A 25,752-nucleotide genomic window follows, 5' to 3' on the forward strand; every position below is an offset into this window, starting at 1 on the left:
AGCGCCGTCCGGGCCGTCACCGCAGGGTTCCCGCCCCGCCGGCCGTACCCACCGTCATCCCGAGTGCTCAGCTTCAAGCTGATCGGTTAGCTTGGCGGCGTCGGACGCACGCGCTCCCGAGCGGCACGGACGAGACGGTAGAGGACGGTCCGAAATGCCCCGTGAATCACCGTACTTGAAGGTGGTGGCATCCCTCCGGACCCGCATCGAGGCGGGCGAGTGGAAGATCGGGGACCGGCTCCCCTCCCGCGCCCGCTTCGCCGAGGAGTACGAGGTCGGCCAGGGCGTCACCCAGCGGGCGATGGAACAGCTGATCATCGAGGGCTTCCTGGAGGGCCGCGCCGGCTCCGGTACCTACGTGCGCACCCCGCGTCGCCGCATGCGGATGCTCCGCACCCGCCGCCGGGTCCCCGGGGCCGGCAACACCTTCCGCTCCGAGGCCGCCGCGCACGGCATCGCCGCCTCCTGGGACTCCAAGACCCACCCGCAGGTCCCCGCCCCCGAGCGGATCGCCGCCCGGCTGGCGATCGAACCCGGTGCCCCCTGCGTGCTGACCCGCTACGAGTTCATGGCCGACGGCAGCCCCGCCGAGCTCTCCGAGTCCTGGGAGCCCCTCGCCATCACCTCCGGCACCCCGATCGTGCTCCCGGAGGCCGGGGAGCTGCGCGGCGCCGGCGTCGTGGCGCGGATGCGCTCCATCGGCATCACCGTCACCTCGGTGGTGGAGGTCCCGCGCCCCGCCCGCGCCAACCAGGACCAGGCCAACCTGCTGGGGATCAGTCTCGGTTCGATGATCACCCGGATCGAGCGGACCTACATCGACTCCGACGGCCGCCCGGTGGAGACCGCGGACCTCGTCGTGCCCGACTCCCGCTACGAGATCGCCTACGCCTTCCCGGTCGAGTGACGGCCCCATGACGGCCGAGTGACATTTTCCGGCTGTGTTTTTTACCGAAAGTGGCCGGAGTGCGACTCCGGCAGAGGTAGCGTCCCGCTGGAGAGGCACCGTGGCCTCGTCCACAGCGGAGGAGACACCATGACCGCGAACGCCAGGACCGAGTGGCGCAAATCGTCGTACTGCGGCGAAGGAGAGGCCTGCGTCTACGTGGCCGCCGCCCCCGGCACCCTCGTACGGGTGGCCGACCGGGCCGACCCCGCGCACCTCGTCATGGCCACCACCCACGCCGCCTGGGCCGACTTCGTCGAGGCCGTCAAGGAGAGCGGCTGACTCCGGCGGGGCCCGCGGCGCGCCCTGCGCCGCGCCGGACATCCCCACCATCAGGGGATTTTGTCCGATTAGCGCGTATCTTCGCCCCATGCCCACGCCCTACGGATCCCGCGGCGGCATGGCCTTCAGCGCCGCCGAGCTGCACGTGCTCAGGCGTAGCCTCGCCCACGCCCTCCAGTCCTCCACGGCCCCCCTGACGGCCGCCGAGGTCCAGGACTGCCTGCGCCTCGCGGCGTCGGTGGACGACGCGGTCCAGGAGGCGGGCCGGCTCAGAGCCTTCCTGCTCGACGACCTCGTCCGCTACCGGGGCGCCCTCCCCGGGAGCCTGTCCGGCTACCTGGAACTGCTCCAGGACGCCCTCGCCGCCGGGTACGAGCCCGACCCCGACGACCTCGCCGCCCTGCGCGCCCTGCGGGCCAACGCGGTCGCCGCCGCCGTGCTGGAACGGGCCCAGGGCGTCGCGGAGCGCTCCGTGCGCCGCCGCCTCGCCGCCGTCGCCCCCGCGCCCCGCACCCGCCTGCTGGCCCTCGCCGGCGGCCGCGAGGAGCCGCGTGGGACGGCCCCCGGCCCCGAGGAGCCGCGCCCGGAGCGGCCCCGCCCCGAGCCCTCCCCGAAGGAGCCCCCGCGCCCCGGACGGCCCGTGCCCACCCCGGGCGAGGTCTTCCCGCCGCGCCGCAAGCCCGCCCCGCCCCCGGCGGCCGGCCGCGCGGCGGTATAGCTACGCTGGGGGGCATGGACTACGTTTCCGCGCTCGTGCCCCCCATCGTGATGGCCACGTTCTTCATCTTCCTCGTGAGGACGATCGTGAAGAGCCAGGGCGGCGCCAACAAGGCCAAGGAAGACGCGGCCGTCGACGCCGCGCTCGGCCGCGCCGAAGCGGCCCAGCAGCAGAAGTAGCGCCGCCGCCCGGGTATTGGCCGCGCGTTGCACAACGAATAGTCGGGCAATTCAGCCCATTCCGCACTATCGTGCTGCTGTGCCTCGCCCCTTGGGAGAACTCGAAGACGCAGTCATGACGCGGGTGTGGCAGTGGAACCGCCCGGTCACCGTTCGGGAAGTCCTCGAAGACCTCCAGCAGGAACGGTCCATCGCGTACACCACGGTCATGACCGTTATGGACAATCTCCATCAGAAGGGCTGGGTCCGCCGGGAAGCCGAAGGCCGCGCCTATCGATATACGGCGGTCTCCACCCGCGCCGCCTACTCGGCCGCACTGATGAACGAAGCCTGGTCGACCAGCGACAACCCCGCGGCCGCCCTCGTCGCCTTCTTCGGCATGATGTCCCCGGAACAGCGCGAGGCCCTCCGCGACGCCGTACGGATCGTCCAGCACGACGAACCCGAGCCCCCGCCCCCCGCCGAAGCCTCCGAGGCCGCGCCCCCCGCCGCCGGCCCCGGCGGAACCGGGGGCGAACCCGGAGAGGAAGGGGGCTCCGGCGCACGCCGGAGCGGGCCGGGGCGATAGCGTCCGGCCTATGGGAGAGCTTTCCACCACAGACGCGAAAACAGTGACCATCCGCCGTGCGCGCACCGGGGATGTTCCGGCGCTGCGCCGCCTGCTGGACCAGTACGTGCAGCAGCGGATCCTCCTCGACAAAGCCCCGGTCGCCCTTTACGAGGGCATCCAGGAGTTCTGGGTCGCGGAACGCGACTCCGACGGCCAGGTGGTGGGCTGCGGAGCTCTCCACGTCATGTGGGAAGACCTCGCCGAAGTGCGCACGCTCGCGGTCGACCGCGACCTGAAGGGTGCCGGAGTCGGTCACCAGGTGCTCGCCAAGTTGTTGGAGACGGCCCGCCGGGTCGGCGTGAGCCGGGTATTCTGCCTGACCTTCGAAGTCGACTTCTTCGCGAAGCACGGGTTCGTCGAGATCGGCGAGACCCCGGTGCAGACCGATGTCTACATGGAGCTCCTGCGTTCCTATGACGAGGGAGTCGCCGAGTTCCTCGGTCTCGAACGAGTGAAGCCGAACACCTTGGGCAACAGCCGGATGCTGCTGCACCTCTGATCGTGCGCGGGGGCTATTCCCGGCCGCAGGCGCCCGTGGCCTATGTCCGAATCGCGTACGTTTCCCGCCTTGTTGCGCTCCTGAACCTCTCGCCGGGGGTTTGTGTTTTCCAGGCAAAAGCGGTTTCCTTTCCGCGTACTGCATTTTCGATGAAAGGAAATCCGGTGGCACAGAAGGTTCAGGTCCTTCTTGTCGACGACCTCGACGGTGGCGAGGCGGACGAGACCGTGACGTTCGCTCTGGATGGCAAGACCTACGAGATCGACCTCACCACCGCCAACGCTGAAAAGCTCCGCGGGCTGCTCGACCCGTACACGAAGGGCGGCCGCCGCACCGGCGGGCGCGCCTCGGCCGGCCGCGCCAAGGGCCGCGCCGCGGCTTCCTCCGGCAGCCCCGACACCGCCGAGATCCGCGCGTGGGCCAAGGCCCAGGGCCTCAGCGTCAACGACCGTGGCCGCGTCCCGGCCGAGATCCGCGAGGCCTACGAGAACGCCAAGGGCTGATCCGTACGCCGCCACAGGCGGGCGCGGTGGCATTCCGTCGCCGCTGCGGCCACCAGGCGTACGAGATCGGGCCCGCCGGACCCCCCGGGCCCGCGGCTCCGCCCCGGACCGGGCAGGGCCGGCAGCGAGGCCTCGCACCCCGGCTCGGGGGGTCGCAGCCAGACGGCGGCCCCCTGAGGGCTCCCTTCCGGCACGCGGCCGGGCGGCACGGGGGCGGTGATCCCGCCCCCCGCCCCCAGGGCGGCGAGGTCCAGCTCCACCCCGCCCCACTCCAGCCAGACGAGCAGGCCCTCCAGCTCCTCGGCGGCCCCCGGGGCGACGAGGAGGCCCATCCGGCGCCCAGCCAGCGCCACCGGACCGGTGACCAGGCCGGGGCGGCGCAGCAGCCCGGCCCCGGCGTCCGCGGGGAGCTCCAGCACGTCGAACCGGATCCCGGTGACCAGCCGCACGGGCGGCCCGGCCGCCACGGTCCATCCGAGCACCCGCTCGTACCAGGTGCGGGTGTCCGGCCCGGAGGTGACGCGGTGCGGGGGAACGGCGTTCACGGTGTTGACGACAGCCATGAACGGGTGAACTCCGTCCGCCGCCGCCGGGTTACGCAGTGCAGCCGAATCAATGCGCAACGTAAACATCCGCGGAGCGGAGTCCCACATTCGGGACACAAGCGTGTTCGCCCGTAGCGGAGGGAACCGTGCTGACCGGCATGGAGTGTCAGTCCTTACGGGTAAGACATTCCTAGTGGATCGGGGCGACACGCTGATTTGAGCGGCTTCCGTTCGCCATCGGCGTACTCGTGTGACGGGTATCTGCCTGGCCTGCGGGAACATCGTCTCGCACCATCGGGTTGGAGCAGTAGTCGGCTCTTACAGCCGGTTTTCCTCACCGACGTGGGGGTGAGCCGTGGACGGGTGTCGGCAGTTGGAATGAGCTGTCCCGTCCCGCGGGACTAGCATGCGGAAGGACAGGGCGGGGACCGACCCCGAACTGCCCGACCGCTCTGAGGAGCGATAAACGATGTTCGAGAGGTTCACCGACCGCGCGCGGCGGGTTGTCGTCCTGGCTCAGGAAGAAGCCCGGATGCTCAACCACAACTACATCGGCACCGAGCACATCCTCCTGGGCTTGATCCACGAGGGTGAGGGTGTCGCCGCTAAGGCCCTGGAGAGCCTCGGGATTTCGCTCGAGGCTGTTCGCCAGCAGGTTGAGGAGATCATCGGTCAGGGCCAGCAGGCCCCGTCCGGGCACATCCCCTTCACGCCGCGGGCGAAGAAGGTCCTGGAGCTCTCGCTCCGAGAGGCCCTCCAGCTCGGCCACAACTACATCGGCACCGAGCACATCCTGCTCGGCCTGATCCGCGAGGGCGAGGGCGTCGCCGCCCAGGTCCTCGTGAAGCTGGGCGCCGATCTGAACAGGGTCCGGCAGCAGGTCATCCAGCTGCTCTCCGGCTACACCGGGGGCGGCAAGGAGTCGGCCACCGCAGGCGGCCCGGCCGAGGGCACCCCCTCGACCTCGCTGGTCCTCGACCAGTTCGGCCGCAACCTCACCCAGGCTGCCCGTGAATCCAAGCTCGACCCGGTCATCGGGCGCGAGAAGGAGATCGAGCGGGTCATGCAGGTGCTGTCCCGCCGGACCAAGAACAACCCGGTCCTCATCGGCGAGCCCGGCGTCGGCAAGACCGCCGTCGTCGAGGGGCTGGCCCAGGCCATCGTCAAGGGCGAGGTGCCCGAGACCCTCAAGGACAAGCACCTGTACACCCTGGACCTGGGTGCGCTGGTCGCCGGTTCCCGCTACCGCGGTGACTTCGAGGAGCGCCTGAAGAAGGTCCTCAAGGAGATCCGCACCCGCGGCGACATCATCCTGTTCATCGACGAGCTCCACACGCTGGTCGGTGCGGGTGCCGCGGAGGGCGCGATCGACGCCGCTTCGATCCTGAAGCCCATGCTGGCCCGCGGTGAGCTCCAGACCATCGGTGCCACCACGCTCGACGAGTACCGCAAGCACCTGGAGAAGGACGCCGCGCTGGAGCGCCGCTTCCAGCCCATCCAAGTCGCGGAGCCGTCGCTGCCGCACACCATCGAGATCCTCAAGGGTCTCCGTGACCGGTACGAGGCCCACCACCGCGTCTCGATCACGGACGAGGCCCTCGTACAGGCCGCGACGCTGGCCGACCGGTACATCTCGGACCGCTTCCTGCCGGACAAGGCGATCGACCTGATCGACGAGGCCGGCTCCCGGATGCGCATCCGCCGGATGACCGCGCCGCCGGACCTCCGCGAGTTCGACGAGAAGATCGCGGCCGTGCGCCGCGACAAGGAGTCGGCCATCGACTCCCAGGACTTCGAGAAGGCGGCTTCGCTCCGTGATTCGGAGAAGCAGCTGCTCGCCGCGAAGTCCAAGCGCGAGAAGGAATGGAAGGCCGGCGACATGGACGTCGTCGCCGAGGTCGACGGCGAGCTCATCGCCGAGGTCCTCGCGACCGCGACCGGCATTCCCGTCTTCAAGCTGACCGAGGAGGAGTCCTCGCGCCTGCTGCGCATGGAGGACGAGCTCCACAAGCGCGTCATCGGCCAGAAGGACGCCATCAAGGCCCTTTCGCAGGCGATCCGCCGTACGCGGGCCGGCCTGAAGGACCCGAAGCGCCCCGGTGGCTCGTTCATCTTCGCCGGCCCGTCCGGTGTCGGTAAGACCGAGCTGTCGAAGACCCTCGCCGAATTCCTCTTCGGCGACGAGGACGCGCTGATCTCCCTCGACATGTCGGAGTTCAGCGAGAAGCACACGGTTTCGCGTCTCTTCGGTTCGCCCCCCGGCTACGTGGGCTACGAAGAGGGCGGCCAGCTGACCGAGAAGGTCCGCCGGAAGCCGTTCTCCGTCGTCCTCTTCGACGAGGTGGAGAAGGCGCACCCGGATATCTTCAATTCCCTGCTCCAGATCCTGGAGGACGGCCGCCTGACCGACTCCCAGGGCCGGGTCGTGGACTTCAAGAACACGGTCATCATCATGACGACCAACCTGGGTACGCGGGACATCTCCAAGGGCTTCAACCTGGGCTTCGCCGCCCAGGGCGACGTCAAGACCGGTTACGACCGGATGAAGGCGAAGGTCAACGAAGAGCTCAAGCAGCACTTCCGGCCCGAGTTCCTCAACCGCGTCGACGACACGGTCGTCTTCCACCAGCTCAGCCAGGAAGACATCATCCAGATCGTCGACCTGATGATCGCCAAGGTGGACGAGCGCCTCAAGGACCGCGACATGGGCATCGAGCTCAGCGGTGACGCGAAGCTGCTCCTGGCCAAGCGCGGCTACGACCCGATCATGGGTGCCCGCCCGCTGCGCCGGACCATCCAGCGCGAGATCGAGGACCTGCTGTCGGAGAAGATCCTCTTCGGCGAGCTGCGCCCCGGTCACATCGTGGTCGTCGGCGTGGAGGGTGAGGGCGACGAAGCCAAGTTCACCTTCCGCGGCGAGGAGAAGTCGGCCCTGCCGGACCTCCCCCCGATCGAGGCCACGGGCTCCGGCCCGGACCTGTCGAAGGGCGCGTAAGCGGCAGGCGGTACACGAGGGGCGGCCCCGGGACTTCTGGTCCCGGGGCCGCCCCTTTCGGCGTGTGGGGCGGTGACAAGCCGCACAGCACAAAACGGACCTACTAGGCGGCTCCGTAGGGTGTGGTGTCCGGATTGTCCTGGCATTGAGGCTGCACGGGGGGCGTCAACCCGGGCGGGGTGAGATATTCGCCTACGAGCCCGGGTAGTAAATCGGGTGTTTGGGGAAGTCCGGGGGCACGGGTTACCAAGGTGGGGCAAGCCCGGCAGTCGCGGCACCCGCCGCAGCGCCGGGATCTTTCTTGCCCGACTCCTGTCCCCGGCCCCGGAGGTCCCGCATGTCCGCGAAGCGCGTCAGCACCCGTCGTACCCGCACCGCCGTCGTCGCCACCGCCCTCGGTGCGGCGCTGGCCCTCGGGGCCGGGACGACCGCCGCCTTCGCCGCCGAGGCCCCCGGCACCCTGGCCGCCCCCGCCGCGCAGACCGCCGTGAAGACCGGCCTGTGGGACAAGCCCGTCAAGGGCTACACGCTCTCCGCGACCTTCGGCAAGGGCGGCACCATGTGGTCCCACAAGCACTCCGGCCAGGACTTCGCCGTCCCCGTCGGCACCGCCGTGCACGCCGCCTCCGCCGGTACCGTCGTCAAGGCCGGCCCCAACGGCGGCGGCGACGGCCCGGCCTACGGCAACGCCATCGTGATCAAGCACGCGAACAACACGTACTCCCAGTACGCGCACCTGTCGAAGATCCAGGTCCGGATCGGCCAGAAGGTCTCCGTCGACCAGCAGATCGCCCTGTCCGGCAACACCGGCAACTCCAGCGGTCCGCACCTGCACTTCGAGATCCGGACCACGCCGAACTACGGCTCCGCGATCAACCCGGTCGTCTTCCTGCGCAACGTCGGCATCACCGTCTGACCCTCCCGGCTCAGACCAGCCAGGCGTGCGTCGGCTTGATCTTGACGAGTTTGTTGTTCTTCAGGAGTGAGAGCTGCTCCTGGCCCAGCACCTGGTCGAAGACCCGGATGTGGTCCAGCGCCCCCTCCCAGGGGGCGCTCCAGATCCCGTGGTGGCGGGCCCGGCCCAGCTGGAGCGGCCCGGGGCCCGCCCAGATCCCCGAGACCTGCGCCTGACCGGCCTGCTTGTCGTCCACCCACAGCGCGATGGTCTTCTTCTCCGCGTCGTAGGTGCCCGTCAGCAGCGCCCACTTCTTGGTGGTGTCCACGTTGTCCGCGACGATCTGCTGGGCCGTCGCCGCCTGGCCCTTGTCGCCGGTCTGGACCCGGAACACCCAGGCCTTCTTGCCGTTCACGACCTCGAAGCCCAGCTCGAAGGAGTACGAGTCCCCGTCGCCCTGGCTGATGGCCATGTGCGAGCCGCCCTCGGTCGTGTTGTAGGCGCGGGTGGAGACGCTGAAGTTCTTCCCGACGTCCACGGCCGCCTCGGCGCCCTGCGCGTACGAGTCCGGTGCCCCCTTGAAGCGGACCTCGGTGCGCATGGACAGCTCGCCCAGAGAGGCGCCCGGGCCCAGGGCGATGCCCGTCTTGCCGTTGTAGTCGCGCAGGACGTTCGGCTCGCCGGGGAGGGTCGGGTAGTCGTCGTCGGGGTTCCTGGTCGGGGACTTCGCCGCACCCGAGGGGCTGGGTGAGCCCGAGGAGGAGGCGGTCGGCTTGTCGTCCGGCGCGTCACCGCCGCGCGTGAGGAAGAACGTCGCCCCGCCCGCCAGCAGGACCACCGCGAGCGCCCCGCCGCCGATGGCCAGCAGCCGGCGCTTCTTGCGCTGAGCCTCCGAGGCGTCGGCCATCGCCTGCCAGTCCGGCGTCGAGGGGGCGCTGAAGGTCTCGGGTATCGGAGGCGGGAACGCTTCGTCCGCCACGGGCGGGGGCCCGAAGCCCTGCCCGGGCTGCCCCGGCGAGGGCTGCGGATGGTAGGGGTTGGACTGCCCCGGCTGTGGATAGCCGTATCCGCCGGAGGCGGGGCCGGGCTGCGGGCTGTTCGGGCGATCCGTACCGTCGGTCATGGCACGGATGCTAGAACATCACCGCGAACCGGGAGGCCGGACCCCGCTACCGGCTGCCTCCGCCCCCGCGCACGCCCGGCCCCGTGAGGAACAGGGGTCAGCCCGGGAGCTGGATGATCGGGAAGCTGCCCGTCGCCGTCGGGGCGTGTTCCGGGAGCCACAGGACCGCCACCGCGCCCGCCGCCGCGCCCTCGTTCTCCGCACCGCCCGGAGCCGCCACGTTGCGGAACGTCAGCCGGGCGCCCAGGACGCGGGCCTGGCCCTCCGCGATGGTCAGCCCCAGCCCGTGCCCGACGCCCGCCCGGTCCGTGGACCCGGTCCGGAAGCGGCTCGGGCCCTCACGCAGCAGTGCCTCGGGGAAGCCCGGCCCGTGGTCCCGTACCCGCACGACCCGGCCCTCGATGTCGACCTGGATCGGCGGCTGCCCGTACCGCGCGGCGTTGGCGAGGAGGTTGCCGAGGATCCGCTCCAGCCGGCGCGGGTCGGTGCTGACGATCTCGTCCGCGACGACCCGTACCGTGGCCTCCGGCATCAGCGCGGTGACCCGCCGGGTCACGAACTCGCCCAGCGCCACGTCCTGGAGCTCGGCCCGCTCGGACGCGCCGTCCAGCCGGGCCACCTCCAGGACGTCCTCGACCAGGGCCCGCATCGCCTGCGCGCGGTCGCGCACCAGCTCCGTCGGCCGGCCCGGGGGCAGCAGTTCCGCGGCGGTGAGCAGGCCCGTCACCGGGGTCCGCAGCTCGTGCGCGATGTCGGCGGTGACCCGCCGCTCGGCCTCCAGCCGCTGCTGGAGGGCGTCGGCCATCGCGTCCACCGCCCGTGCGAGGTCGTCGGTCTCGTCGCGCACGACACCGCCCACGGCGTCCCGTACGCGGACCTCCGGATCCCCGTGCGCCACCCGCTGGGCGGCGGCCGCCGCCTTGCGCAGCCGACGCGAGATCTGCCCGCCGATGAGGACGCCGAGCGCCGAGCCGCCGATCACGACGGCGAGGGAGCCGACGACGAGGGCCCGGTCCAGGTCGCGCACCATGTTGGCGCTCTCGCGGAACTGGTGGTGCATGGAGAGCACCTGTCCGTTGCCGAGCGGTACGGCCGCCCACACCTCGGGGGCCCGCTTGGGGGTCTCCTGGATGTAGGTGCCGCGCCGCCCCGAGCGGGCCTTCTCGCGCAGCTCCGCGGGGAGCTCGGGGTCGTTGACCTTGGCGCCCCAGATGGGCTTGCGGCCGGCGTCGGGGGTGCGGGCGATGTACTGGACCCGCTCCAGCTCCGAGTCGCGGGCGCTCTCCAGCATCGACACGCGGGCGGCGCTGTGCACCACCAGGCTCAGGGCGAGCGCGGTGAGGGCGCCGACGGCGGCGATGGCGAGCGTGATCTTCCAGCGGATCCCCGTGCGCAGGGTGAAACGCCTCATGCTGTGGTTCTCATGCCTTGAGTTTGTATCCGAAGCCGCGGACCGTCTCGATCCGGTCCTGACCGATCTTGGTGCGCAGCCGCTGGACGTGGACGTCCACGACGCGGGTGTCGCCGCCCCAGTCGTAGTCCCACACCCGCTCCAGGAGCCGGTCGCGGGACAGGACGGTGCCGGGTGCGGAGGAGAACTCCAGCAGCAGCCGCATCTCGGTCGGGGTCAGGGCCACGGGGGAGCCGGCCCGGCGGACCTCCATGCCCTCGGTGTCGACCTCCAGGTCGCCGAAGGACAGCACCCCGCGCTCGTCGGAGCCGTCCCCGTCGGACGACCCGTTGCCGCCGTTCTGCGTGCCGCCCGCGTGCCCGAAGCGGCGCAGCACGGCGCGGATGCGGGCGACGAGGACCGAGCCGTCGAAGGGCTTGGTGACGTAGTCGTCGGCGCCCGCCTCCAGGCCCAGGACCACGTCGATGGAGTCGGCGCGCGCCGACAGCATGATGACGGGGACGGTGGACTCGTCGCGGATGCGCCGGCACAGGCTCACCCCGTCCATGCCGGGCACCATCACGTCCAGCAGTGCGATGTCCGGCCGGTTCGCCCGGAAGGACTCCAGCCCGGACAGGCCGTCGGGCATGGCGGTGACCATGAACCCGTCGCGTTCCAGCGCCAGGGTCGTGGCCTCGCGGATGACGTCGTCGTCCTCCACGAACAGCACGTGGGTCTCGGCCATGCCCAGCCTCACTCCGTCGTTCCGTCTGCTTGTGCGGTCAGTTCTTCTGGCTGACGGCCGGAGCCGGCTGGCCCGCGCCGTCGCCGACGTTGCTGTACTCCGAGTGCACCCGGTCCTGCTCGGCGAACTTCTCCCCGTTCCAGCGGTACGTGATCACGTCCTCGCCGGAGGGGTAGGCGGCCGCGTCGCTCTTGCCGTAGACGGGCTTGCTGACCACCAGGTCGCCCCGGTCGATCTCGGCGTAGACGGGCGGCTGCTCGTCGGCGAAGACATTCTCGTACGTCCCGCCGTCCGACCGGTACACGTACGAGCCCCTGCCCAGGGCGTCGGCGCAGGACAGGACGTTGACGACGATGTCGACGACGGAGCTCCCGGTGATCTTCCCGTAGCTCACGTCGACCGGGTACTCCTTGCCCGTGCAGGGCTTGAGGTCCCGCTTGATCTCGGCGCTGACCTTGGGGTCCGCCTTCAGCAGGGCCACCGGGTCGACCTTCTTGAGGGGGTTGGCCGTCCCCGCGGCGGGGGAGTGGCCCGGGGCCACCGGCCCGCTGGGTGCGGTGGTCGGCTGGTTGTTGCGCGTCACCGACTCCGTGCGGGCGGGGCCGCCGTCGCGCAGGCCGGTTCCGCCGGTGGAACAGCCGGCCGCGAACAGCACTGTGCCGACGAGGACGACCGTCCCCGCCGACGTCAGCACCAGCGAGCTTCTACCGCTCAGGCTTTGGCCCTTCAGGCCGCGCACCGCTCCCGCCCCTCGTGACGCATGGTGTGGTCACCGCGTTCGAGCGCACGCATGTCCAGGTCCCGGCTCTCCAGCTCCTGGCGGAGCCGGGCCAGTGCGCGGTGCAGTGTGCTCTTCACGGTTCCCGCCGACATTCCGAGCGCCGCGGCCGTCTCCTCGGTGCTCATCTGCTCCCAGTGTCGCAGCACCACGACACTGCGCTGCTTGGGCGCGAGCACCTTGAGGATGTCCATGAGCAGGGCGCGGTCGGCGCGCTGGTCGGAGCCGTCCTCGACGGAGGCGTCCGGGAGCTGTTCGGTGGGGACCTCGTCGAGCTTGCGGGCCCGCCACCACTCGGTCCGCGTGTTGATCATGACGCGGCGCAGGTAGGCGTCGGCCAGGGACTTGTCGGCGATGCCCTCCCAGCGCCCGTAGGTGCGGACGAGGGCGGTCTGGAGGAGGTCCTGGGCGTCCGTGGGGTCCGGGACCAGGCGCCGGGCGCTGCGCAGGAGGGCGTCCTGCCGCGTGCGTACGTACTCCTCGAACTCGAGTACATCTCCGTGCGCCATCTAGATCGCCTCCGCTGCCGTCCCCGTGACCCGCTGTCTTACGGATCCGAAGGTACGGAGGGGTTGTCACGGCACTGTGCGGGTCAGCCTGCGGTGGGCGCACGGACACCCGTAGGTTGTGTAACAGTGCCCGTGAGATGGGGTTTCCCGAGCCGAAACGGAATGCTCCCGTCAACTTCGGGCCGTCCCCGGGCCCGCCCGGCCCACCTGCGGATTCCGGGGGCCGGACCCCCGGAATCCGTGGTCTAGCTAGCTCTGCGGCAGGCGGTACATCCCGCGGGCGAGCGGCTCGACCAGGCCGTCGGAGACCAGGCCGTCCAGGGCCCTGGCCCGCTGCACCGGCTCGTTCCACACGGCGTCGAGCTGCGCCTGGGCCACCGGCCCCGGCGCCTCGCGCAGGACGGCCAGCAGCCGGCCGCGCACCTGCCGGTCGGTTCCGGCGTACGTCTGCCCGCGCCGCGGCGGCCCGTCGTGCGCGGGCTTCCCGGCCAGCCGCCAGGCGCACAGCCCGGCCACCGGGCAGCGGACGCAGTCGGGGCTCTTGGCCGTGCAGACCAGCGCGCCCAGCTCCATCGAGGCCGCCGCCCAGCGGGCCGCCGTGGGCTCGTCCTCGGGCAGCAGGGCCCGGGCCAGGCGCCGCTCGGCGGCGGTGGTCGCGTTCGGCGGGTACTCGATGCCGGTCGAGGTACGGGCGAAGACCCGGCGCACGTTGGTGTCGAGGACCGCGTGCCGCTGCCCGTACGCGAAGGAGGCCACCGCGGCGGCCGTGTACTCGCCGATCCCGGGCAGCGCGAGCAGCTGCGCGTGGTCGCGCGGCACGTCGCCGCCGTGGCGTTCCGTTATCGCCGAGGCCGCGCCGTGCAGGCGCAGGGCCCGCCGGGGGTAGCCGAGCCGCCCCCAGGCCCGTACGGCCTCCCCCGGTGCCTCGGCGGCCAGGTCGGCGGGCCGGGGCCAGCGGGCGAGCCACTGCTCGTACACCGGCAGCACCCGGCTGACGGGGGTCTGCTGGAGCATGAACTCGCTGACCATGACCCCCCAGGGGCCGGCCTCGGGGCGGCGCCAGGGCAGGTCGCGGGCGTGTTCGTCGAACCATGCGATGACGGGCTCGTGCAGGGGGGACGCGGACGCGGTGGATTCGGCGGATGCAGTCATGTCAGAGGCATCCTGGCACGTTCTACGGGTGGCGCGCGGGGCCCGGACCGGTGAACCAGACGGCCGCGCGGATCCCGCTCCCCTGTACGGCGGCGATCACCCGGGTCGTCGGGCCGGTGAGCAGGGCCACGGCCAGCGCGCCCAGCGAGGCGCCGAGCAGCAGGCCCATCCCCACGTCGTGCGGGTAGTGCGCGCCCACGAACACCCGCGAGAAGGCCATGAGCAACGCCATCGGCAGGGTCAGCGCCGCCAGGCGCGGCACGGCCAGGGCCAGCGCGACGGCGGCGGCGCCCGCGATGGCGGAATGGTTGCTGGGGAAGGACCAGTCCCCGTGCGGCGGACACGGGACCAGCGAGGCGGCCGCCCGGGCAACCGCCCGGCAGGGCCGCTCCTCGTTGATGGTCGACTTCACCACCTCGGAGGCGACGTACGCGAGCGCGGTCACCAGCGGCGCGAGCACCGCGCGCGCCACGGCCCGGGGGTCGCGGCGCCCGCGCGCACGCCACCAGACGGCTATGTAGAGCAGACCGAAGAGCAGTAGCCCGTATTCGGTCCAGACCTCGAAGGCCGACTGCACCCAGTGGGGCGTGGCGTGGGCGAAGTCGGTGATGTCGCGGTAGAGGTCGGAGGTGTCCATGGTGACTGACCGTACTCAACTGCTGGTCGGGGTCACGTCAGACCCTGGCCTGATCTTGTCGCTCCGCAGTCACCCGCCGGGATGATCATCGCCAAAACCCGTCGTATGCACGGCATGTGGGGCACTGATCGCGGCGCGAGTTCTCGTAAGGTTCGGTACGTGGGATCTCTGCGCAATCCGGTCGGGCCGCTTCCCTCCTCCATTTACTGGCGGCGGAGGGCTGTTCTGGCGTCCGTCGCCGCGCTCGTCGCGCTGCTCGCCGTATGGTTCGTCAGTTCCGGCGGGGCCGGGACGAGTACGAACGGCAAGGGCGGCGGCAACGGCTCCGGCCCGGTACGGACGATCACCCCGGGCCCCTCCGGATCCGGCCCGGCGATCAGTCAGGCCCCGGGCGGACGCGCGGAGTCGGGCTCCGGCGCGGGCGCAGGCCCCGGCTCGGGCGGCGGCACGTCGAAGAACCCCGACCAGGGCGGCGGAGCGGGCTCGGGCTCCTCCTCCGGCGGCACGGGCGCCTCCGCGGCCCTCCCGGCCGACTCCCCCCTCCCCACCTGCGCGGCGAGCGCGGTGCAGTGGGAGGTCAAGAGCGTGAAGAACGAGTACGAGACGAACGAGAAGCCGCGCCTCGAACTGATCGTCCGCAACATCACCGGCAGCACCTGCAAGGTCGGACTGGGCCCGAAGCAGGCCGTCGTGACGATCTTCCAGACGACCGGCGCCAAGCAGGTCTGGTCCTCGGCCGACTGCCCGTCGGGCCCGGCCAACGCGTACTTCCGGGTCCCGGCGCAGGGCGAGGCCAAGCAGTCGCTGGAGTGGGACCGCAGGCTCAGCGCGGCGGACCAGTGCCAGTCGCCCCCGGCGGGCACCCCGGCCCCCGACACCTACGTGGTCGAGGTCCGCTCCCCGGGCCTGCCGGTGGCCCGCACGTCCTTCGTCCTGAAGCAGGACTGACAACGCCGTGCAGGCAGAGGAATCCAGCGGCGGAGCCTAGACGTAGCGCTCCAGGATGGACGACTCCGCGAGCCGCGAGAGCCCCTCCCGCACGCTCCGGGCCCGGGCCTCGCCGACCCCGTCCACGGTCTGCAGGTCGTCCACGCTGGCCGCCAGCAGCTTCTGCAGCCCCCCGAAATGCTCCACGAGCCGCTCGATGATGGCCCCGGGCAGCCGCGGGACCTTAGCCAGCAGCCGGTACCCGCGGGGCGACACCGCCGAGTCCAGGGTTTCCGGCGACCCGGTGTACCCGAGCGCCTTCGCCACGATCCCCAGCTCCAGCAGTTCCGCATGCGTCAGCGCGTCCAGCGCCGGCAGCGCCTCCTCCACCGTGCGGGAGCGCTTCGCCGTCGGTTCCGGAACGTAGTCCCGGACCACCAGCTCCCGCTCCTGCTCGATCCCCACCGTCAGCTCGTCCAGCTGGAGCGACAGCAGTCGCCCGTCCGTGCCCAGTTCGACCACGTACTCGGCGATCTCGGTCGCGATCCGGCGGACCATTTCCAGCCGCTGGGCCACCGCCGTCACGTCGCGCACCGTGACCAGGTCCTCGATCTCCAGCGCCGACAGCGTCCCCGCGACCTCGTCGAGCCGCAGCTTGTACCGCTCCAGCGTGGCCAGCGCCTGGTTCGCGCGGGACAGGATCGCCCCGGACTCCTCCAGGACGCGCCGCTCCCCGTCCACGTACAGCGCGATGAGCCGCATCGACTGCGACACCGACACCACGGGGAACCCGCACTGCTTCGAGACACGGTCCGCGGTCCGGTGACGGGTGCCCGTCTCCTCCGTCGGGATCGACGCGTCCGGCACCAGCTGCACGCCGGCCCGCAGGATCTTCGTCAGGTCCTTGTCCAGGATCAGGGCGCCGTCGAGCTTGCACAGTTCCCGCAGCCGGGTCGCGGTGAACTCCACGTCCAGGACGAAGCCGCCGGTGCACATCGCCTCGACCGCCTTGTCCATGCCGAGGACGATGAGGCCGCCCGTGTTGCCGCGGACGATCCGTTCGAGGCCGTCACGCAGCGGCTGACCAGGGGCGACCGCGGTCAGGGAGGCGCGCATCAACGCCTCGTGCTTGGAGCTCGCGCCCGACTTGCCGGATGCTGCTGCCCCGTCCTTGGCTGCCACTGCACTCCTCCGGTCGCGGGTTGCGCCGCCTGCGTAGGGCCGGGCGGACCAGCACAAAGTCTACCGGCGCCACCTGCGCGCCCGCCGGGCCTTGGCCCGCACCGCCGCGGCGGCAGCCCGTACGGCCCCGCTGACCTGTGCCCCGGGCCACCCGGCGGAGCCCCTCATTCCGCCGGGGTGGCCGCGGCACGCTCCTTCGCCGGCGTACGCGACCGCCCGCGCGGCAGGACCCGCAGCGCGTCCCCCACGTCCGCGACCTCGGTCACCTTCATGCCGGGCGGGACCTTCCCCGGATCCGCAGGCACCAGCGCGTGCGTGAACCCGAGCCGGTGCGCCTCCGCGAGGCGCCGCTGCACCCCCGTCACCCGCCGCACCTCGCCGGCCAGCCCGACCTCCCCGATCGCGACCAGGTTCTTCGGCAGCGGCACGTCACTCGCCGCGGAGGCCAGCGCCAGCGCGATCGCCAGGTCGGCGGCCGGCTCCGTCAGCTTCACCCCGCCCACCGTCGCGCTGTAGATGTCCCGCTTGCCCAGCGCCGTGATCCGGCCGCGCTGCTCCAGCACCGCCAGCATCATCGAGACGCGCGAGGTCTCCAGGCCGGAGGTGGTGCGGCGCGGGGAGGGGATCTGCGAGTCCACGGTCAGCGCCTGCACCTCCGCGACCAGCGGGCGCTTGCCCTCCAGCGTCACGGTCAGGCAGGTCCCGGGCACCGCCTCCGCCCGCCGGGTCAGGAACAGCCCGCTGGGGTCGGCGAGCCCGGTGATGCCCTCGTCGTGCAGCTCGAAGCAGCCGACCTCGTCGGTCGCCCCGTAGCGGTTCTTCACCCCGCGCACCAGGCGCAGCCGGGCGTGCCGGTCGCCCTCGAAGCTCAGCACCACGTCCACGAGGTGCTCCAGCAGGCGGGGGCCGGCGATGGCCCCGTCCTTGGTGACGTGGCCGACGAGGAGGGTGGCCATGCCCCGCTCCTTCGAGGCGCGGATCAGCGCCCCCGCCACCTCCCGGACCTGGGCCATGCCGCCGGGCGCGCCGTCGATCTCGGGGGAGGCGATGGTCTGCACGGAGTCCAGCACCAGCAGCGACGGCCGCACCGCGTCGAGGTGGCCGAGGACGGCGGACAGGTCGGTCTCGGCGGCGAGGTAGAGGTGGTCGTTCAGGGCGTTGATCCGGTCGGCCCGCAGCCGCACCTGGCTCGCCGACTCCTCGCCGGTGACGTACAGGGTGCGGTGGTCGCCGGTGGCCGCCTTGGCCGCGACGTCGAGCAGCAGCGTCGACTTGCCGACGCCCGGCTCGCCCGCGAGGAGCACGACCGCGCCGGGGACGAGGCCGCCGCCGAGGACGCGGTCCAGCTCGTCCACGCCCGTGCTGCGGGCGGTCGCCGTCCTGCCGTCGACCTGCGCGATCGGCAGCGCGGCGGACGTGACGCGGCCGGCCGCGGTGGTGCGCACCGCGGGCGCGCCCATCTCCTCGACGGTTCCCCACGCCTGGCACTCCGGGCAGCGGCCGAGCCACTTCACGGTCGTCCAGCCGCACTCGGTGCAGCGGAAGGACGGACGGTCCTTGGCGGATGAGCGGGAGGTACGGGCAGCCATGCCGCCCACGGTAACCGGCGCCGCCGACAACGCGGTGCCGGCCGGGCGTCAGGGGAGCGGTCAGCGCGGTACCGATCTGTTCACCCGTAAGGGCTAAAAGTGGGGAAGGCTTCCGGAGCCCCGCCGGCGTGCAGCCTACCTTCGCCAGGTGAACAGCAGCGACCAGGGAGACCCCGCATCACGCACCGGCGCACACCGGGCGCACCGGCGCACACCCCGAGCGGGTGTGCCCCGGCCGGAGGAGACGGCGGCGACGGCCGCGCTTCACCGGACCGCCGGCCCGGCCGGGCCGGCGGCCCCCGCGGATCCGGCGGGCGCGCACACAGCGGACCCCGACCCGCCGCCCTCCCCTCACGAGCCCTACCTCGACGGCCTGTTCACCTACTGCCTCTCCGTCCTGTGCGACCACGACGCCGCCACCGACGCGCTCGGCGACGTCCTCGCCGTCGCCGACCGGCACCCCGGCCGATGTCCCCACGAGGGCGACCGCCGCGCCTGGCTGTACGCCCTCGCCCGCTGGGCCTGCCTGCGCCGGCTGGCCGAAGAGCGGCGCGCCCGCCTGGGGGCGCACTCCGCCCGGCGCGCGCCGGGGCACACCGACCCCGGGCATGCGCCTCAAGCGCACCGGCCGCTCGACGCGACCGCCCAGGGGACCGCCGACGCGTCCGCCCATGGGATCGTTGTCGTGTCCGCCCCGGCGGCATCCCGCACGACCGCTCCTGTGTCCGCCCAGGGGGCCGCCCCGGCGGCATCCCCATCCCACGGGACCGCTCCGGCGTCCGCCCCCGCCTCCGCCGTCGCGACCGCCCACGCGACCGCCCAGCGCCGCACCGAGCTCGCCCGCCTCGCCTGGCCCGAGGCCGCGGGCACCACCCCCGAGCAGCGCGAGGCCCTCGAACTCGCCGTCCGTCACCGCCTCGGCGTCGCCGAACTCGCCGCGGTCCTCGGCACCGCCCCCGCCGCAGTCCGCGAGCTGCTGTCCGCCGCCGCCTGCGAGGTCGAGCGCACCCGGGCCGCCCTCGCCGTCGTCGAGACCGCCAACTGCCCGGCCGTCTCCCGCCTCACCGGCGAGGACGGCGACCGCGACGTCCTGCTGTCCAGCACCCTGCGCGCCGAGCTCGTCCGCCACGTCGACGACTGCCCGCGCTGCCGCCGCGTCGCCGAACGCGTCGGCGCCGCCGCGCCCTGGCCCGGCTCCGGCGGGCTGCACGCGACGCTCCCGCTCGTCCCCGCCCCCCGCGGCGCCGTCCGCGCGGCGATGCTGCACTCCGGCCGGCGCCGCGGCGGCCGCCCCGGCCCGCGCTTCGACCGCACCGGCTTCCCCATGGATCCCAAGGACCGCGCCGCCCGCCGCGACCGGCTCCGGTCACGGGCCGTGACCACCACCGTCGTCGCCACCGTCGTCGCCGCCCCCGTCATCGCCCTCTGGGCCGCCTACCGGGGCGCCCCGACGATCGCCGAACCCGTCGGCGACGGCACCCGCATCTCCGTCGGCGAGGCGCAGCTCCCGCCCCCGCTCGCCGAGGGCCCCCCGCTCACCGCGTACGAGAACACCGGCAACACCGCCCGCACCACCGGCGAACCCGGCTTCGCCTCCGGCCCGGCCGGTCCCGACGTCTCCGTCGAGGTCATCAGCAGCGGCGCCCCCGCCACCCCCGAGGCCGACGGCCCCGGAGCCCCCGGCCGGCTCACCGTCGCCGCGGCCGGCACGGGCGGCACCACCCTGCTCACCCTCAGCGCGTCCGGCGGCAGCCCCGTCCACTGGCGGCTCTGGTCGGACGCGCCCTGGCTGCGCGCGAGCCAGACGGCGGGCACCCTGGCCCCCGGGGAAACGGTCACCCTGCGGATCACCGTCGACACCGAGGCCCAGCCCGTCGGCGCCTGGACCGCCCGCGTCGGCGTCGACCCGGGCGGAGCCGTCGTGTCGGTCTCGGGCCGCGGCCGCCCCGCACCCGCCACCGACCCGACCCCGCCCGCCCCGGACCCCACGCCGACACCGACCCCCACGCCGACCCCGGCGCCCACGCCCACACCCACGCCGACCCCGGCGGAGCCCACGGACCCGGCGCCGTCCTCCGGCCCAGGAGGAACGGTTTCTCCTGCCCCGGCACCCCCCGCGCCGTAGCGCGGGGGGTGCCGGGGGACCGCACGGCGGCTACACCGGATCGGCCGGGTGCGGAGCCATCGGCAGGAGCGACGCCAGCCGCGCCTCGCACAGCTTCACGAGCTCCGCGTACCCCGCCTCGCCCATCAGCTCCGTCAGCTCCGCCCGGTACGACACGTACACCGGCTCCCCGGCCCCGTGCGCCGAGGTCGCCGACGTGCACCACCAGTGCAGGTCGTGCCCGCCCGGCCCCCAGCCGCGCCGGTCGTACTCCCCGATCGACACCTGGAGCACCCGGGTGTCGTCGGGCCGGTCGATCCAGTCGTACGTACGCCGGATCGGCAGCTGCCAGCACACGTCCGGCTTCGTCTCCAACGGCTCCTGCCCGCTCTGCAGCGCCAGGATGTGCAGCGAGCAGCCGGCCCCGGCGGGGAAGCCGGGCCGGTTCAGGAAGATGCAGGCCCCGTCCCAGCGGCGGGTCTGCTTCTCCCCGTCGTCGTCGAGCTGCGTCCAGCCGCTCTCGCTGCCGACGTCGTGGAACTGCCACAGCTCCGGCGTCAGCCGTGCCACGTTCTCGGCGACCCGCTTCTCGTCGTCCTCGTCGGAGAAGTGCGCGCCCAGCGTGCAGCAGCCGTCCTCGGCCCGGCCCGCCTGGATGCCCTGGCAGCCGCGGCCGAAAATGCAGGTCCAGCGGGAGGTCAGCCAGGTCAGGTCGCAGCGGAAGACCTGCTCCTCGTCGGCGGGATCGGGGAACTCCACCCAGGCCCGGGGGAAGTCGAGGCCCTTCTCGTCCGCCACCCTGCCCTTGCTCTTCTTCGACTGGTTCTTGATGGCCTTCTTCGTATTTGGCACAAAGTCAAGCGTAAGCGCCCCTTACTCCACCGCCCCGCGTCCGGCCCAGTAGCGTTTCCCGTATGAGACTCGGTGTCCTGGATGTGGGTTCGAATACGGTCCATCTGCTCGTGGTGGATGCGCACCCCGGCGCGCGCCCGCTGCCCGCGCACTCCCACAAGGAGCAGCTGCGGCTCGCGGAGCTGCTCGACGAGTCCGGGGCGATCACCCCGGAGGGGGTCGAGCGCCTGGTCTCGGTGATCGGCCACGCCGTGCAGGCCGCCGAGGACAAGGGCTGCGAGGACGTCCTCCCCTTCGCGACCAGCGCCGTGCGCGAGGCCCCCAACGCCGACGAGGTGCTGGCCCGCGTCAAGGCCGAGACCGGCGTCGAGCTGCCGGTCCTCAGCGGTGAGGACGAGGCCCGGCTGACCTTCCTCGCCGCCCGGCGCTGGTTCGGCTGGTCGGCGGGCAAGCTGCTGGTCCTCGACATCGGCGGCGGCTCGCTGGAGATCGCGTACGGCATGGACGAGGACCCCGACGCCGCCGTCTCCCTCCCCCTGGGCGCGGGCCGCCTCACCTCGGCCTGGCTCCCGGGCGACCCGCCGGACCCGGCGGACGTGAAGGCGCTGCGCCGCCACGTGCGGGCGCGGATCGCCCGCACGGTCGGCGAATTCAGCCGCATCGGGGCCCCGGACCACGTGGTGGCCACCTCGAAGACGTTCAAGCAGCTGGCCCGCATCGCCGGCGCGGCCCGCGAGGCCGACGGCCTGTACCTTCAGCGCGACCTGACGCGGAAGTCCCTGGAGGAGTGGGTCCCCCGCCTGGCGACGATGACGACAGCGGAACGATCCGCCCTCCCCGGCGTCTCGGACGGCCGCGCCTCCCAGCTCCTGGCGGGCGCCCTGGTGGCGGAGGCGGCGATGGACCTCTTCGGCGTCGACACCCTGGAAATCTGCCCCTGGGCCCTCCGCGAGGGCGTCATCCTGAGACGGCTGGACCACCTGCCGTAGGGGGGGGGGCTCCGCGGCTCGGGCCCGCCGTCCGAATGCCGAGCCATGTGAAAAGTATGACGAGAGTCGGTTTGTGTACCGGGGCGCGCGCGGCGGGCCCGTAATCTGGCTCCGTGGTCCGTAATCCGAGCAGCAGCGCCCCGAAAGTCGCCCTGTCCACCGCCTCCGTCTACCCGGAGTCCACGGCGACGGCCTTCGAGATCGCCGCCCGCCTCGGCTACGACGGCGTCGAAATCATGGTCTGGACGGACCCGGTCAGCCAGGACGTCGAGGCCCTGCGCCGGCTGTCGGACCACCACCAGGTGCCGATCCTCGCCGTGCACGCGCCCTGCCTGCTGATCACGCAGCGGGTGTGGTCCACCGACCCGTGGACCAAGCTCCAGCGGGCCCGGGCCGCCGCCGAGAAGCTGGGGGCTTCCACCGTCGTCGTGCACCCGCCGTTCCGCTGGCAGCGCCAGTACGCGCGCGACTTCGTGACCGGGATCTGGCGGATGGCGGAGGAGACCGACGTCCGGTTCGCCGTGGAGAACATGTACCCCTGGCGCTACCGCGACCGCGAGATGCTCGCCTACGCGCCCGAGTGGGACGTGACCAAGGACGACTACCGCCACTTCACCGTCGACCTGTCGCACACCGCGACCGCCCGCACCGACGCCACCGCCATGATCGACCGGATGGGCGACCGCCTCGCCCACATCCACCTCGCCGACGGCAACGGCTCCGCGAAGGACGAGCACCTGGTCCCCGGGCGCGGCACCCAGCCCTGCGCCGAACTGCTGACGGGCCTGGCCCGGAGCTCCTTCGACGGGCACATCGTCATCGAGGTCAACACCCGGCGCGCCATGTCCTCCGCCGAGCGGGAAGCCGATCTCGCCGAGGCCCTGGCCTTCACCCGCCGCCACCTCGCCGCCCCGGACGGGGGCCGGCGGTGACCGAGCCGGCCCGGCGGCGGCGCGGTCCCGGGCGGCCCCGCCAGGACGAGGCGGACGAGGGGCCCGGCACCCAGGAGCGCATCCGCCTCGCCGCCCGCGAGGTGTTCGCGGAGCGCGGGTACGACAAGACCTCCGTGCGCGGTGTCGCGAAGGTGGCCGGGGTGGACCCGGCGCTGGTGCACCACTACTTCGGCAGCAAGGACGACCTCTTCGCCGCGGCCATCGAGGTCACGATGGAGCCCGCCCTGGTGGTCTCGGCCGTCGTCGGCGAGGGCCCGGACGGCATCGGGGAGCGGCTGGCCCGCTATTTCCTGGGGGTGTGGGAGAACCCGGCCACGCGCGCCCCGCTGCTCGCCGTGATCCGCTCCGCGCTCACCCACGAGGCGGCCGCGGGGGTGCTGCGGACCCTGATCCTGCGCCGGGTCCTGGAGCGGGTCGCCGCCGACCTCGACGTCCCGGACCCGACCTTCCGCGCCGAGCTGGCGGCCTCGCACCTGATCGGGATCGCCTTCGTGCGGTACGTCGTCCAGGTGGAGCCCCTCGCGTCCGCGGATCCGGAGGAGATCGTGGCGCTGGTCGCCCCGACCCTCCAGCGCTACCTCACCGAGGCGTGAGCGGGAGGGGCCGGGGTCAGGACCGGGAGGGTCGGGCCCGGACGGGACGGTGACCGAGGAGCGACCCCGCCGTCCCGGCATCCGGACCAGCTGTCCGGATCGCGGGCGTGGGGCGTAGCCTCGTAACCGAGCCATATCCGCAGTCGCGGCTGACCGTACGCGCAGCCGCACTCATGGGGAGTGAAACCGCATGCCCGAGCTGAGGTCCCGCACCGTCACCCACGGCCGCAACATGGCAGGCGCTCGTGCGCTGATGCGCGCGTCGGGCGTAGCGAGCGAGGACATCGGCAAGCCGATCATCGCGGTCGCCAACTCCTTCACCGAGTTCGTCCCCGGCCACACCCACCTGGCCCCGGTCGGCCGCATCGTCTCCGACGCGATCCGCGCCGCCGGCGCGATCCCGCGCGAGTTCAACACGATCGCGGTCGACGACGGCATCGCCATGGGCCACGCGGGCATGCTGTACTCCCTGCCCTCCCGCGACCTGATCGCCGACAGCGTCGAGTACATGGTCGAGGCGCACTGCGCCGACGCCCTGATCTGCATCTCCAACTGCGACAAGATCACCCCGGGCATGCTGATGGCCGCGATGCGCCTGAACATCCCCGTCGTCTTCGTCTCCGGCGGCCCGATGGAGGCCGGCCAGGCCACCCTCGTCGACGGCACCGTCCGCAAGCTGGACCTGATCGACGCCATGGTCGACGCCTCCAACGAGAACGTCTCGGACGCGGACATCCTGCGCATCGAGGAGAACGCCTGCCCGACCTGCGGCTCGTGTTCCGGCATGTTCACCGCCAACTCGATGAACTGCCTCGCCGAGGCCATCGGCCTGGCTCTCCCCGGCAACGGCTCCGTCCTCGCCACGCACACCGCCCGCCGCGCCCTGTACGAGAACGCCGGCCGCACCGTCGTGGAGATCACCAAGCGCTACTACGAGGACGGCGACGAGTCCGTCCTGCCGCGCAGCATCGCCTCCCGCGAGGCCTTCGAGAACGCGATGGCGCTGGACATCGCCATGGGCGGCTCGACCAACACGATCCTGCACCTGCTGGCCGCCGCGCAGGAGGCGGGCCTGGACTACGACCTCAAGGACATCGACGCCGTCTCGCGCCGCGTCCCCTGCCTGGCCAAGGTCGCCCCGAACGTCGCCCCCGGCGGCACGTACTACATGGAGGACGTGCACCGCGCCGGCGGCATCCCCGCCATCCTCGGCGAGCTGCACCGCGGCGGCCTCCTCAACAAGGACGTCACCACCGTCCACTCCAACGGCCTGGAGGACTGGCTCGCGCGGTGGGACGCCCGTTCCGGCACGGCGTCCGAGGAGGCCATGGAGCTGTGGCACGCGGCCCCCGGCTGCAGGCGCTCCGCGACCGCCTTCTCCCAGTCCGAGCGCTGGGAGACCCTCGACCTCGACGCCGAGGGCGGCTGCATCCGTTCCGTGCAGCACGCGTACTCCAAGGACGGCGGCCTCGCCGTCCTGCGCGGCAACATCGCGGCCGACGGCTGCGTCGTGAAGACGGCCGGCGTCGACGAGTCGATCTGGACCTTCGAGGGCCCCGCGGTCGTCTGCGAGTCGCAGGACGAGGCCGTGGACAAGATCCTCCGCAAGGAGATCCAGCCCGGCGACGTCGTCGTCATCCGCTACGAGGGCCCGCGCGGCGGCCCCGGCATGCAGGAGATGCTCTACCCGACCTCCTTCCTCAAGGGCCGCGGCCTCGGCAAGGTCTGCGCACTGGTGACGGACGGCCGCTTCTCCGGCGGAACCTCGGGCCTGTCCATCGGCCACGCCTCCCCGGAGGCGGCCTCGGGCGGCGACATCGCGGTCGTCGAGGACGGCGACCGTATCCGCATCGACATCCCGAACCGGTCGATCGAGCTCCTGGTGGACGAGTCCGTGCTGGCCGCCCGCCACGAGGCCCTCGGCGGCGTCTACGCCCCGAAGACCCGCGAGCGCACGGTCTCGGCGGCCCTGCGCGCGTACGCGGCGATGGCCACCAGCGCCGACAAGGGCGCGGTCCGCGACGTCTCGAAGCTGGGCTGACCCCCCCCGGAACCCC

The 25,752-nt window shown here is 72.5% G+C and carries 26 protein-coding genes; 15 read left to right on the forward strand and 11 right to left on the reverse strand.

Translation table 11 applies throughout. The annotated features are described in order from the left end of the window. The first annotated feature begins 154 nt into the window (after positions 1 to 154). The 7 genes from ACFY15_RS08095 to ACFY15_RS08125 all read left to right on the forward strand — a co-directional run bounded on the left by ACFY15_RS08095 (position 155) and on the right by ACFY15_RS08125 (position 3,737). A complete protein-coding gene (locus ACFY15_RS08095) occupies positions 155 to 907 on the forward strand; it encodes a GntR family transcriptional regulator (RefSeq protein ID WP_390688026.1) in 753 nt (250 codons plus the stop codon). A 129-nt stretch (positions 908 to 1,036) separates the two neighbouring features. Next, entirely contained in the window at positions 1,037 to 1,228 is a 192-nt protein-coding gene (locus ACFY15_RS08100; protein WP_390688025.1) for a DUF397 domain-containing protein, read from the forward strand. A gap of 88 nt (positions 1,229 to 1,316) precedes the next feature. Beyond that, positions 1,317 to 1,946, forward strand: a complete 630-nt coding sequence (locus tag ACFY15_RS08105; RefSeq protein WP_390688024.1) for a hypothetical protein — start codon at positions 1,317 to 1,319, stop codon at positions 1,944 to 1,946. A 14-nt stretch (positions 1,947 to 1,960) separates the two neighbouring features. Further along, positions 1,961 to 2,125: a hypothetical protein gene (locus tag ACFY15_RS08110; RefSeq protein ID WP_390688023.1), complete on the forward strand. Its 165-nt coding sequence runs from the start codon at positions 1,961 to 1,963 to the stop codon at positions 2,123 to 2,125. Between the two features lie 79 nt (positions 2,126 to 2,204). Continuing rightward, complete coding sequence (locus ACFY15_RS08115; RefSeq protein ID WP_390688022.1) at positions 2,205 to 2,693, forward strand: BlaI/MecI/CopY family transcriptional regulator; 489 nt, start codon at positions 2,205 to 2,207, stop codon at positions 2,691 to 2,693. A gap of 10 nt (positions 2,694 to 2,703) precedes the next feature. Next, positions 2,704 to 3,234 (forward strand): amino-acid N-acetyltransferase, encoded by a 531-nt coding sequence (locus tag ACFY15_RS08120; RefSeq protein WP_390688021.1) that lies wholly within the window; start codon positions 2,704 to 2,706, stop codon positions 3,232 to 3,234. 164 nt (positions 3,235 to 3,398) lie between these two features. Further along, complete coding sequence (locus tag ACFY15_RS08125; RefSeq protein WP_042811087.1) at positions 3,399 to 3,737, forward strand: Lsr2 family protein; 339 nt, start codon at positions 3,399 to 3,401, stop codon at positions 3,735 to 3,737. On the opposite strand, the gene ACFY15_RS08130 is transcribed toward ACFY15_RS08125, so the two are convergent. Beyond that, positions 3,716 to 4,300 (reverse strand): SCO3374 family protein, encoded by a 585-nt coding sequence (locus ACFY15_RS08130; RefSeq protein ID WP_390688020.1) that lies wholly within the window; start codon positions 4,298 to 4,300, stop codon positions 3,716 to 3,718. The two genes, ACFY15_RS08125 and ACFY15_RS08130, sit on opposite strands and share 22 nt — an antisense overlap. A gap of 451 nt (positions 4,301 to 4,751) precedes the next feature. Between ACFY15_RS08130 and ACFY15_RS08135 the strand changes: the two genes are divergently transcribed. Both ACFY15_RS08135 and ACFY15_RS08140 read left to right on the forward strand, forming a co-directional pair. Continuing rightward, on the forward strand, positions 4,752 to 7,277 hold the full coding sequence (locus ACFY15_RS08135) for an ATP-dependent Clp protease ATP-binding subunit (protein WP_045949250.1): 2,526 nt from the start codon (positions 4,752 to 4,754) through the stop codon (positions 7,275 to 7,277). A 337-nt stretch (positions 7,278 to 7,614) separates the two neighbouring features. Continuing rightward, a complete protein-coding gene (locus ACFY15_RS08140) occupies positions 7,615 to 8,193 on the forward strand; it encodes a M23 family metallopeptidase (protein WP_390688019.1) in 579 nt (192 codons plus the stop codon). Positions 8,194 to 8,203: 10 nt separating this feature from the next. On the opposite strand, the gene ACFY15_RS08145 is transcribed toward ACFY15_RS08140, so the two are convergent. The 7 genes from ACFY15_RS08145 to ACFY15_RS08175 form a co-directional block, all read right to left on the reverse strand. Beyond that, complete coding sequence (locus tag ACFY15_RS08145) at positions 8,204 to 9,295, reverse strand: LamG-like jellyroll fold domain-containing protein (protein ID WP_390688018.1); 1,092 nt, start codon at positions 9,293 to 9,295, stop codon at positions 8,204 to 8,206. Between the two features lie 97 nt (positions 9,296 to 9,392). Then, the gene (cseC, locus tag ACFY15_RS08150; protein WP_366449661.1) at positions 9,393 to 10,706 is read right to left on the reverse strand and encodes a two-component system sensor histidine kinase CseC; all 1,314 of its coding nucleotides are present in this window, start codon (positions 10,704 to 10,706) and stop codon (positions 9,393 to 9,395) included. Positions 10,707 to 10,716: 10 nt separating this feature from the next. Further along, positions 10,717 to 11,430, reverse strand: a complete 714-nt coding sequence (gene cseB, locus ACFY15_RS08155) for a two-component system response regulator CseB (RefSeq protein ID WP_390688017.1) — start codon at positions 11,428 to 11,430, stop codon at positions 10,717 to 10,719. A gap of 37 nt (positions 11,431 to 11,467) precedes the next feature. Continuing rightward, positions 11,468 to 12,124 carry a hypothetical protein gene (locus ACFY15_RS08160; RefSeq protein ID WP_390688016.1) on the reverse strand — a complete coding sequence of 219 codons (657 nt, stop codon included), beginning with the start codon at positions 12,122 to 12,124 and terminating at the stop codon, positions 11,468 to 11,470. A 32-nt stretch (positions 12,125 to 12,156) separates the two neighbouring features. After that, entirely contained in the window at positions 12,157 to 12,717 is a 561-nt protein-coding gene (locus ACFY15_RS08165; RefSeq protein WP_390688015.1) for a SigE family RNA polymerase sigma factor, read from the reverse strand. Between the two features lie 249 nt (positions 12,718 to 12,966). Then, positions 12,967 to 13,869, reverse strand: coding sequence for an A/G-specific adenine glycosylase (locus tag ACFY15_RS08170; protein WP_390688014.1), 903 nt, complete (start codon positions 13,867 to 13,869; stop codon positions 12,967 to 12,969). Between the two features lie 22 nt (positions 13,870 to 13,891). After that, positions 13,892 to 14,506, reverse strand: a complete 615-nt coding sequence (locus tag ACFY15_RS08175) for a phosphatase PAP2 family protein (RefSeq protein WP_390688013.1) — start codon at positions 14,504 to 14,506, stop codon at positions 13,892 to 13,894. A 159-nt stretch (positions 14,507 to 14,665) separates the two neighbouring features. Here ACFY15_RS08175 and ACFY15_RS08180 point away from each other — a divergent pair, with 159 nt between their 5' ends. After that, entirely contained in the window at positions 14,666 to 15,454 is a 789-nt protein-coding gene (locus ACFY15_RS08180; protein ID WP_390688012.1) for a hypothetical protein, read from the forward strand. Positions 15,455 to 15,490: 36 nt separating this feature from the next. Here ACFY15_RS08180 and disA read toward each other — a convergent pair whose 3' ends face one another. Both disA and radA read right to left on the reverse strand, forming a co-directional pair. After that, entirely contained in the window at positions 15,491 to 16,615 is a 1,125-nt protein-coding gene (gene disA, locus ACFY15_RS08185; protein WP_390688011.1) for a DNA integrity scanning diadenylate cyclase DisA, read from the reverse strand. A 164-nt stretch (positions 16,616 to 16,779) separates the two neighbouring features. Continuing rightward, positions 16,780 to 18,204, reverse strand: coding sequence for a DNA repair protein RadA (gene radA, locus ACFY15_RS08190; RefSeq protein ID WP_390688010.1), 1,425 nt, complete (start codon positions 18,202 to 18,204; stop codon positions 16,780 to 16,782). A 148-nt stretch (positions 18,205 to 18,352) separates the two neighbouring features. Here radA and ACFY15_RS08195 point away from each other — a divergent pair, with 148 nt between their 5' ends. Next, on the forward strand, positions 18,353 to 20,329 hold the full coding sequence (locus ACFY15_RS08195; protein WP_390688009.1) for an RNA polymerase sigma factor: 1,977 nt from the start codon (positions 18,353 to 18,355) through the stop codon (positions 20,327 to 20,329). Positions 20,330 to 20,359: 30 nt separating this feature from the next. Here ACFY15_RS08195 and ACFY15_RS08200 read toward each other — a convergent pair whose 3' ends face one another. Further along, a complete protein-coding gene (locus ACFY15_RS08200; RefSeq protein WP_390688008.1) occupies positions 20,360 to 21,160 on the reverse strand; it encodes a hypothetical protein in 801 nt (266 codons plus the stop codon). A 62-nt stretch (positions 21,161 to 21,222) separates the two neighbouring features. Here ACFY15_RS08200 and ACFY15_RS08205 point away from each other — a divergent pair, with 62 nt between their 5' ends. The 4 genes from ACFY15_RS08205 to ilvD all read left to right on the forward strand — a co-directional run bounded on the left by ACFY15_RS08205 (position 21,223) and on the right by ilvD (position 25,736). Then, positions 21,223 to 22,149, forward strand: coding sequence for a Ppx/GppA family phosphatase (locus ACFY15_RS08205; protein ID WP_390688007.1), 927 nt, complete (start codon positions 21,223 to 21,225; stop codon positions 22,147 to 22,149). A gap of 113 nt (positions 22,150 to 22,262) precedes the next feature. Continuing rightward, entirely contained in the window at positions 22,263 to 23,081 is an 819-nt protein-coding gene (locus ACFY15_RS08210) for a sugar phosphate isomerase/epimerase family protein (protein WP_390688006.1), read from the forward strand. Continuing rightward, positions 23,078 to 23,695, forward strand: a complete 618-nt coding sequence (locus tag ACFY15_RS08215; protein ID WP_390688005.1) for a TetR family transcriptional regulator — start codon at positions 23,078 to 23,080, stop codon at positions 23,693 to 23,695. Before ACFY15_RS08210 ends, ACFY15_RS08215 begins: the two co-directional genes overlap by 4 nt. A 190-nt stretch (positions 23,696 to 23,885) precedes the next feature. Beyond that, positions 23,886 to 25,736, forward strand: a complete 1,851-nt coding sequence (ilvD, locus tag ACFY15_RS08220; protein WP_390688004.1) for a dihydroxy-acid dehydratase — start codon at positions 23,886 to 23,888, stop codon at positions 25,734 to 25,736. The last annotated feature ends 16 nt before the right edge of the window (positions 25,737 to 25,752 follow it).

Origin of the sequence: Streptomyces sp. NPDC001373 (assembly GCF_042895815.1) — a bacterium.
In the GTDB taxonomy this organism is placed as follows: domain Bacteria; phylum Actinomycetota; class Actinomycetes; order Streptomycetales; family Streptomycetaceae; genus Streptomyces.

What these genes read in the sequence shown, in the direction of transcription:
- ACFY15_RS08095 (WP_390688026.1), top strand. Translation starts at nt 155, where the DNA reads ATGCCCCGTGAATCACCGTACTTGAAGGTGGTGGCATCCCTCCGGACC.
- ACFY15_RS08100 (WP_390688025.1), top strand. Translation starts at nt 1,037, where the DNA reads ATGACCGCGAACGCCAGGACCGAGTGGCGCAAATCGTCGTACTGCGGC.
- ACFY15_RS08105 (WP_390688024.1), top strand. Translation starts at nt 1,317, where the DNA reads ATGCCCACGCCCTACGGATCCCGCGGCGGCATGGCCTTCAGCGCCGCC.
- ACFY15_RS08110 (WP_390688023.1), top strand. Translation starts at nt 1,961, where the DNA reads ATGGACTACGTTTCCGCGCTCGTGCCCCCCATCGTGATGGCCACGTTC.
- ACFY15_RS08120 (WP_390688021.1), top strand. Translation starts at nt 2,704, where the DNA reads ATGGGAGAGCTTTCCACCACAGACGCGAAAACAGTGACCATCCGCCGT.
- ACFY15_RS08130 (WP_390688020.1), bottom strand. Translation starts at nt 4,300, where the DNA reads ATGGCTGTCGTCAACACCGTGAACGCCGTTCCCCCGCACCGCGTCACC.
- ACFY15_RS08135 (WP_045949250.1), top strand. Translation starts at nt 4,752, where the DNA reads ATGTTCGAGAGGTTCACCGACCGCGCGCGGCGGGTTGTCGTCCTGGCT.
- ACFY15_RS08140 (WP_390688019.1), top strand. Translation starts at nt 7,615, where the DNA reads ATGTCCGCGAAGCGCGTCAGCACCCGTCGTACCCGCACCGCCGTCGTC.
- ACFY15_RS08145 (WP_390688018.1), bottom strand. Translation starts at nt 9,295, where the DNA reads ATGACCGACGGTACGGATCGCCCGAACAGCCCGCAGCCCGGCCCCGCC.
- cseC (WP_366449661.1), bottom strand. Translation starts at nt 10,706, where the DNA reads ATGAGGCGTTTCACCCTGCGCACGGGGATCCGCTGGAAGATCACGCTC.
- cseB (WP_390688017.1), bottom strand. Translation starts at nt 11,430, where the DNA reads ATGGCCGAGACCCACGTGCTGTTCGTGGAGGACGACGACGTCATCCGC.
- ACFY15_RS08165 (WP_390688015.1), bottom strand. Translation starts at nt 12,717, where the DNA reads ATGGCGCACGGAGATGTACTCGAGTTCGAGGAGTACGTACGCACGCGG.
- ACFY15_RS08170 (WP_390688014.1), bottom strand. Translation starts at nt 13,869, where the DNA reads ATGACTGCATCCGCCGAATCCACCGCGTCCGCGTCCCCCCTGCACGAG.
- ACFY15_RS08175 (WP_390688013.1), bottom strand. Translation starts at nt 14,506, where the DNA reads ATGGACACCTCCGACCTCTACCGCGACATCACCGACTTCGCCCACGCC.
- radA (WP_390688010.1), bottom strand. Translation starts at nt 18,204, where the DNA reads ATGGCTGCCCGTACCTCCCGCTCATCCGCCAAGGACCGTCCGTCCTTC.
- ACFY15_RS08205 (WP_390688007.1), top strand. Translation starts at nt 21,223, where the DNA reads ATGAGACTCGGTGTCCTGGATGTGGGTTCGAATACGGTCCATCTGCTC.
- ilvD (WP_390688004.1), top strand. Translation starts at nt 23,886, where the DNA reads ATGCCCGAGCTGAGGTCCCGCACCGTCACCCACGGCCGCAACATGGCA.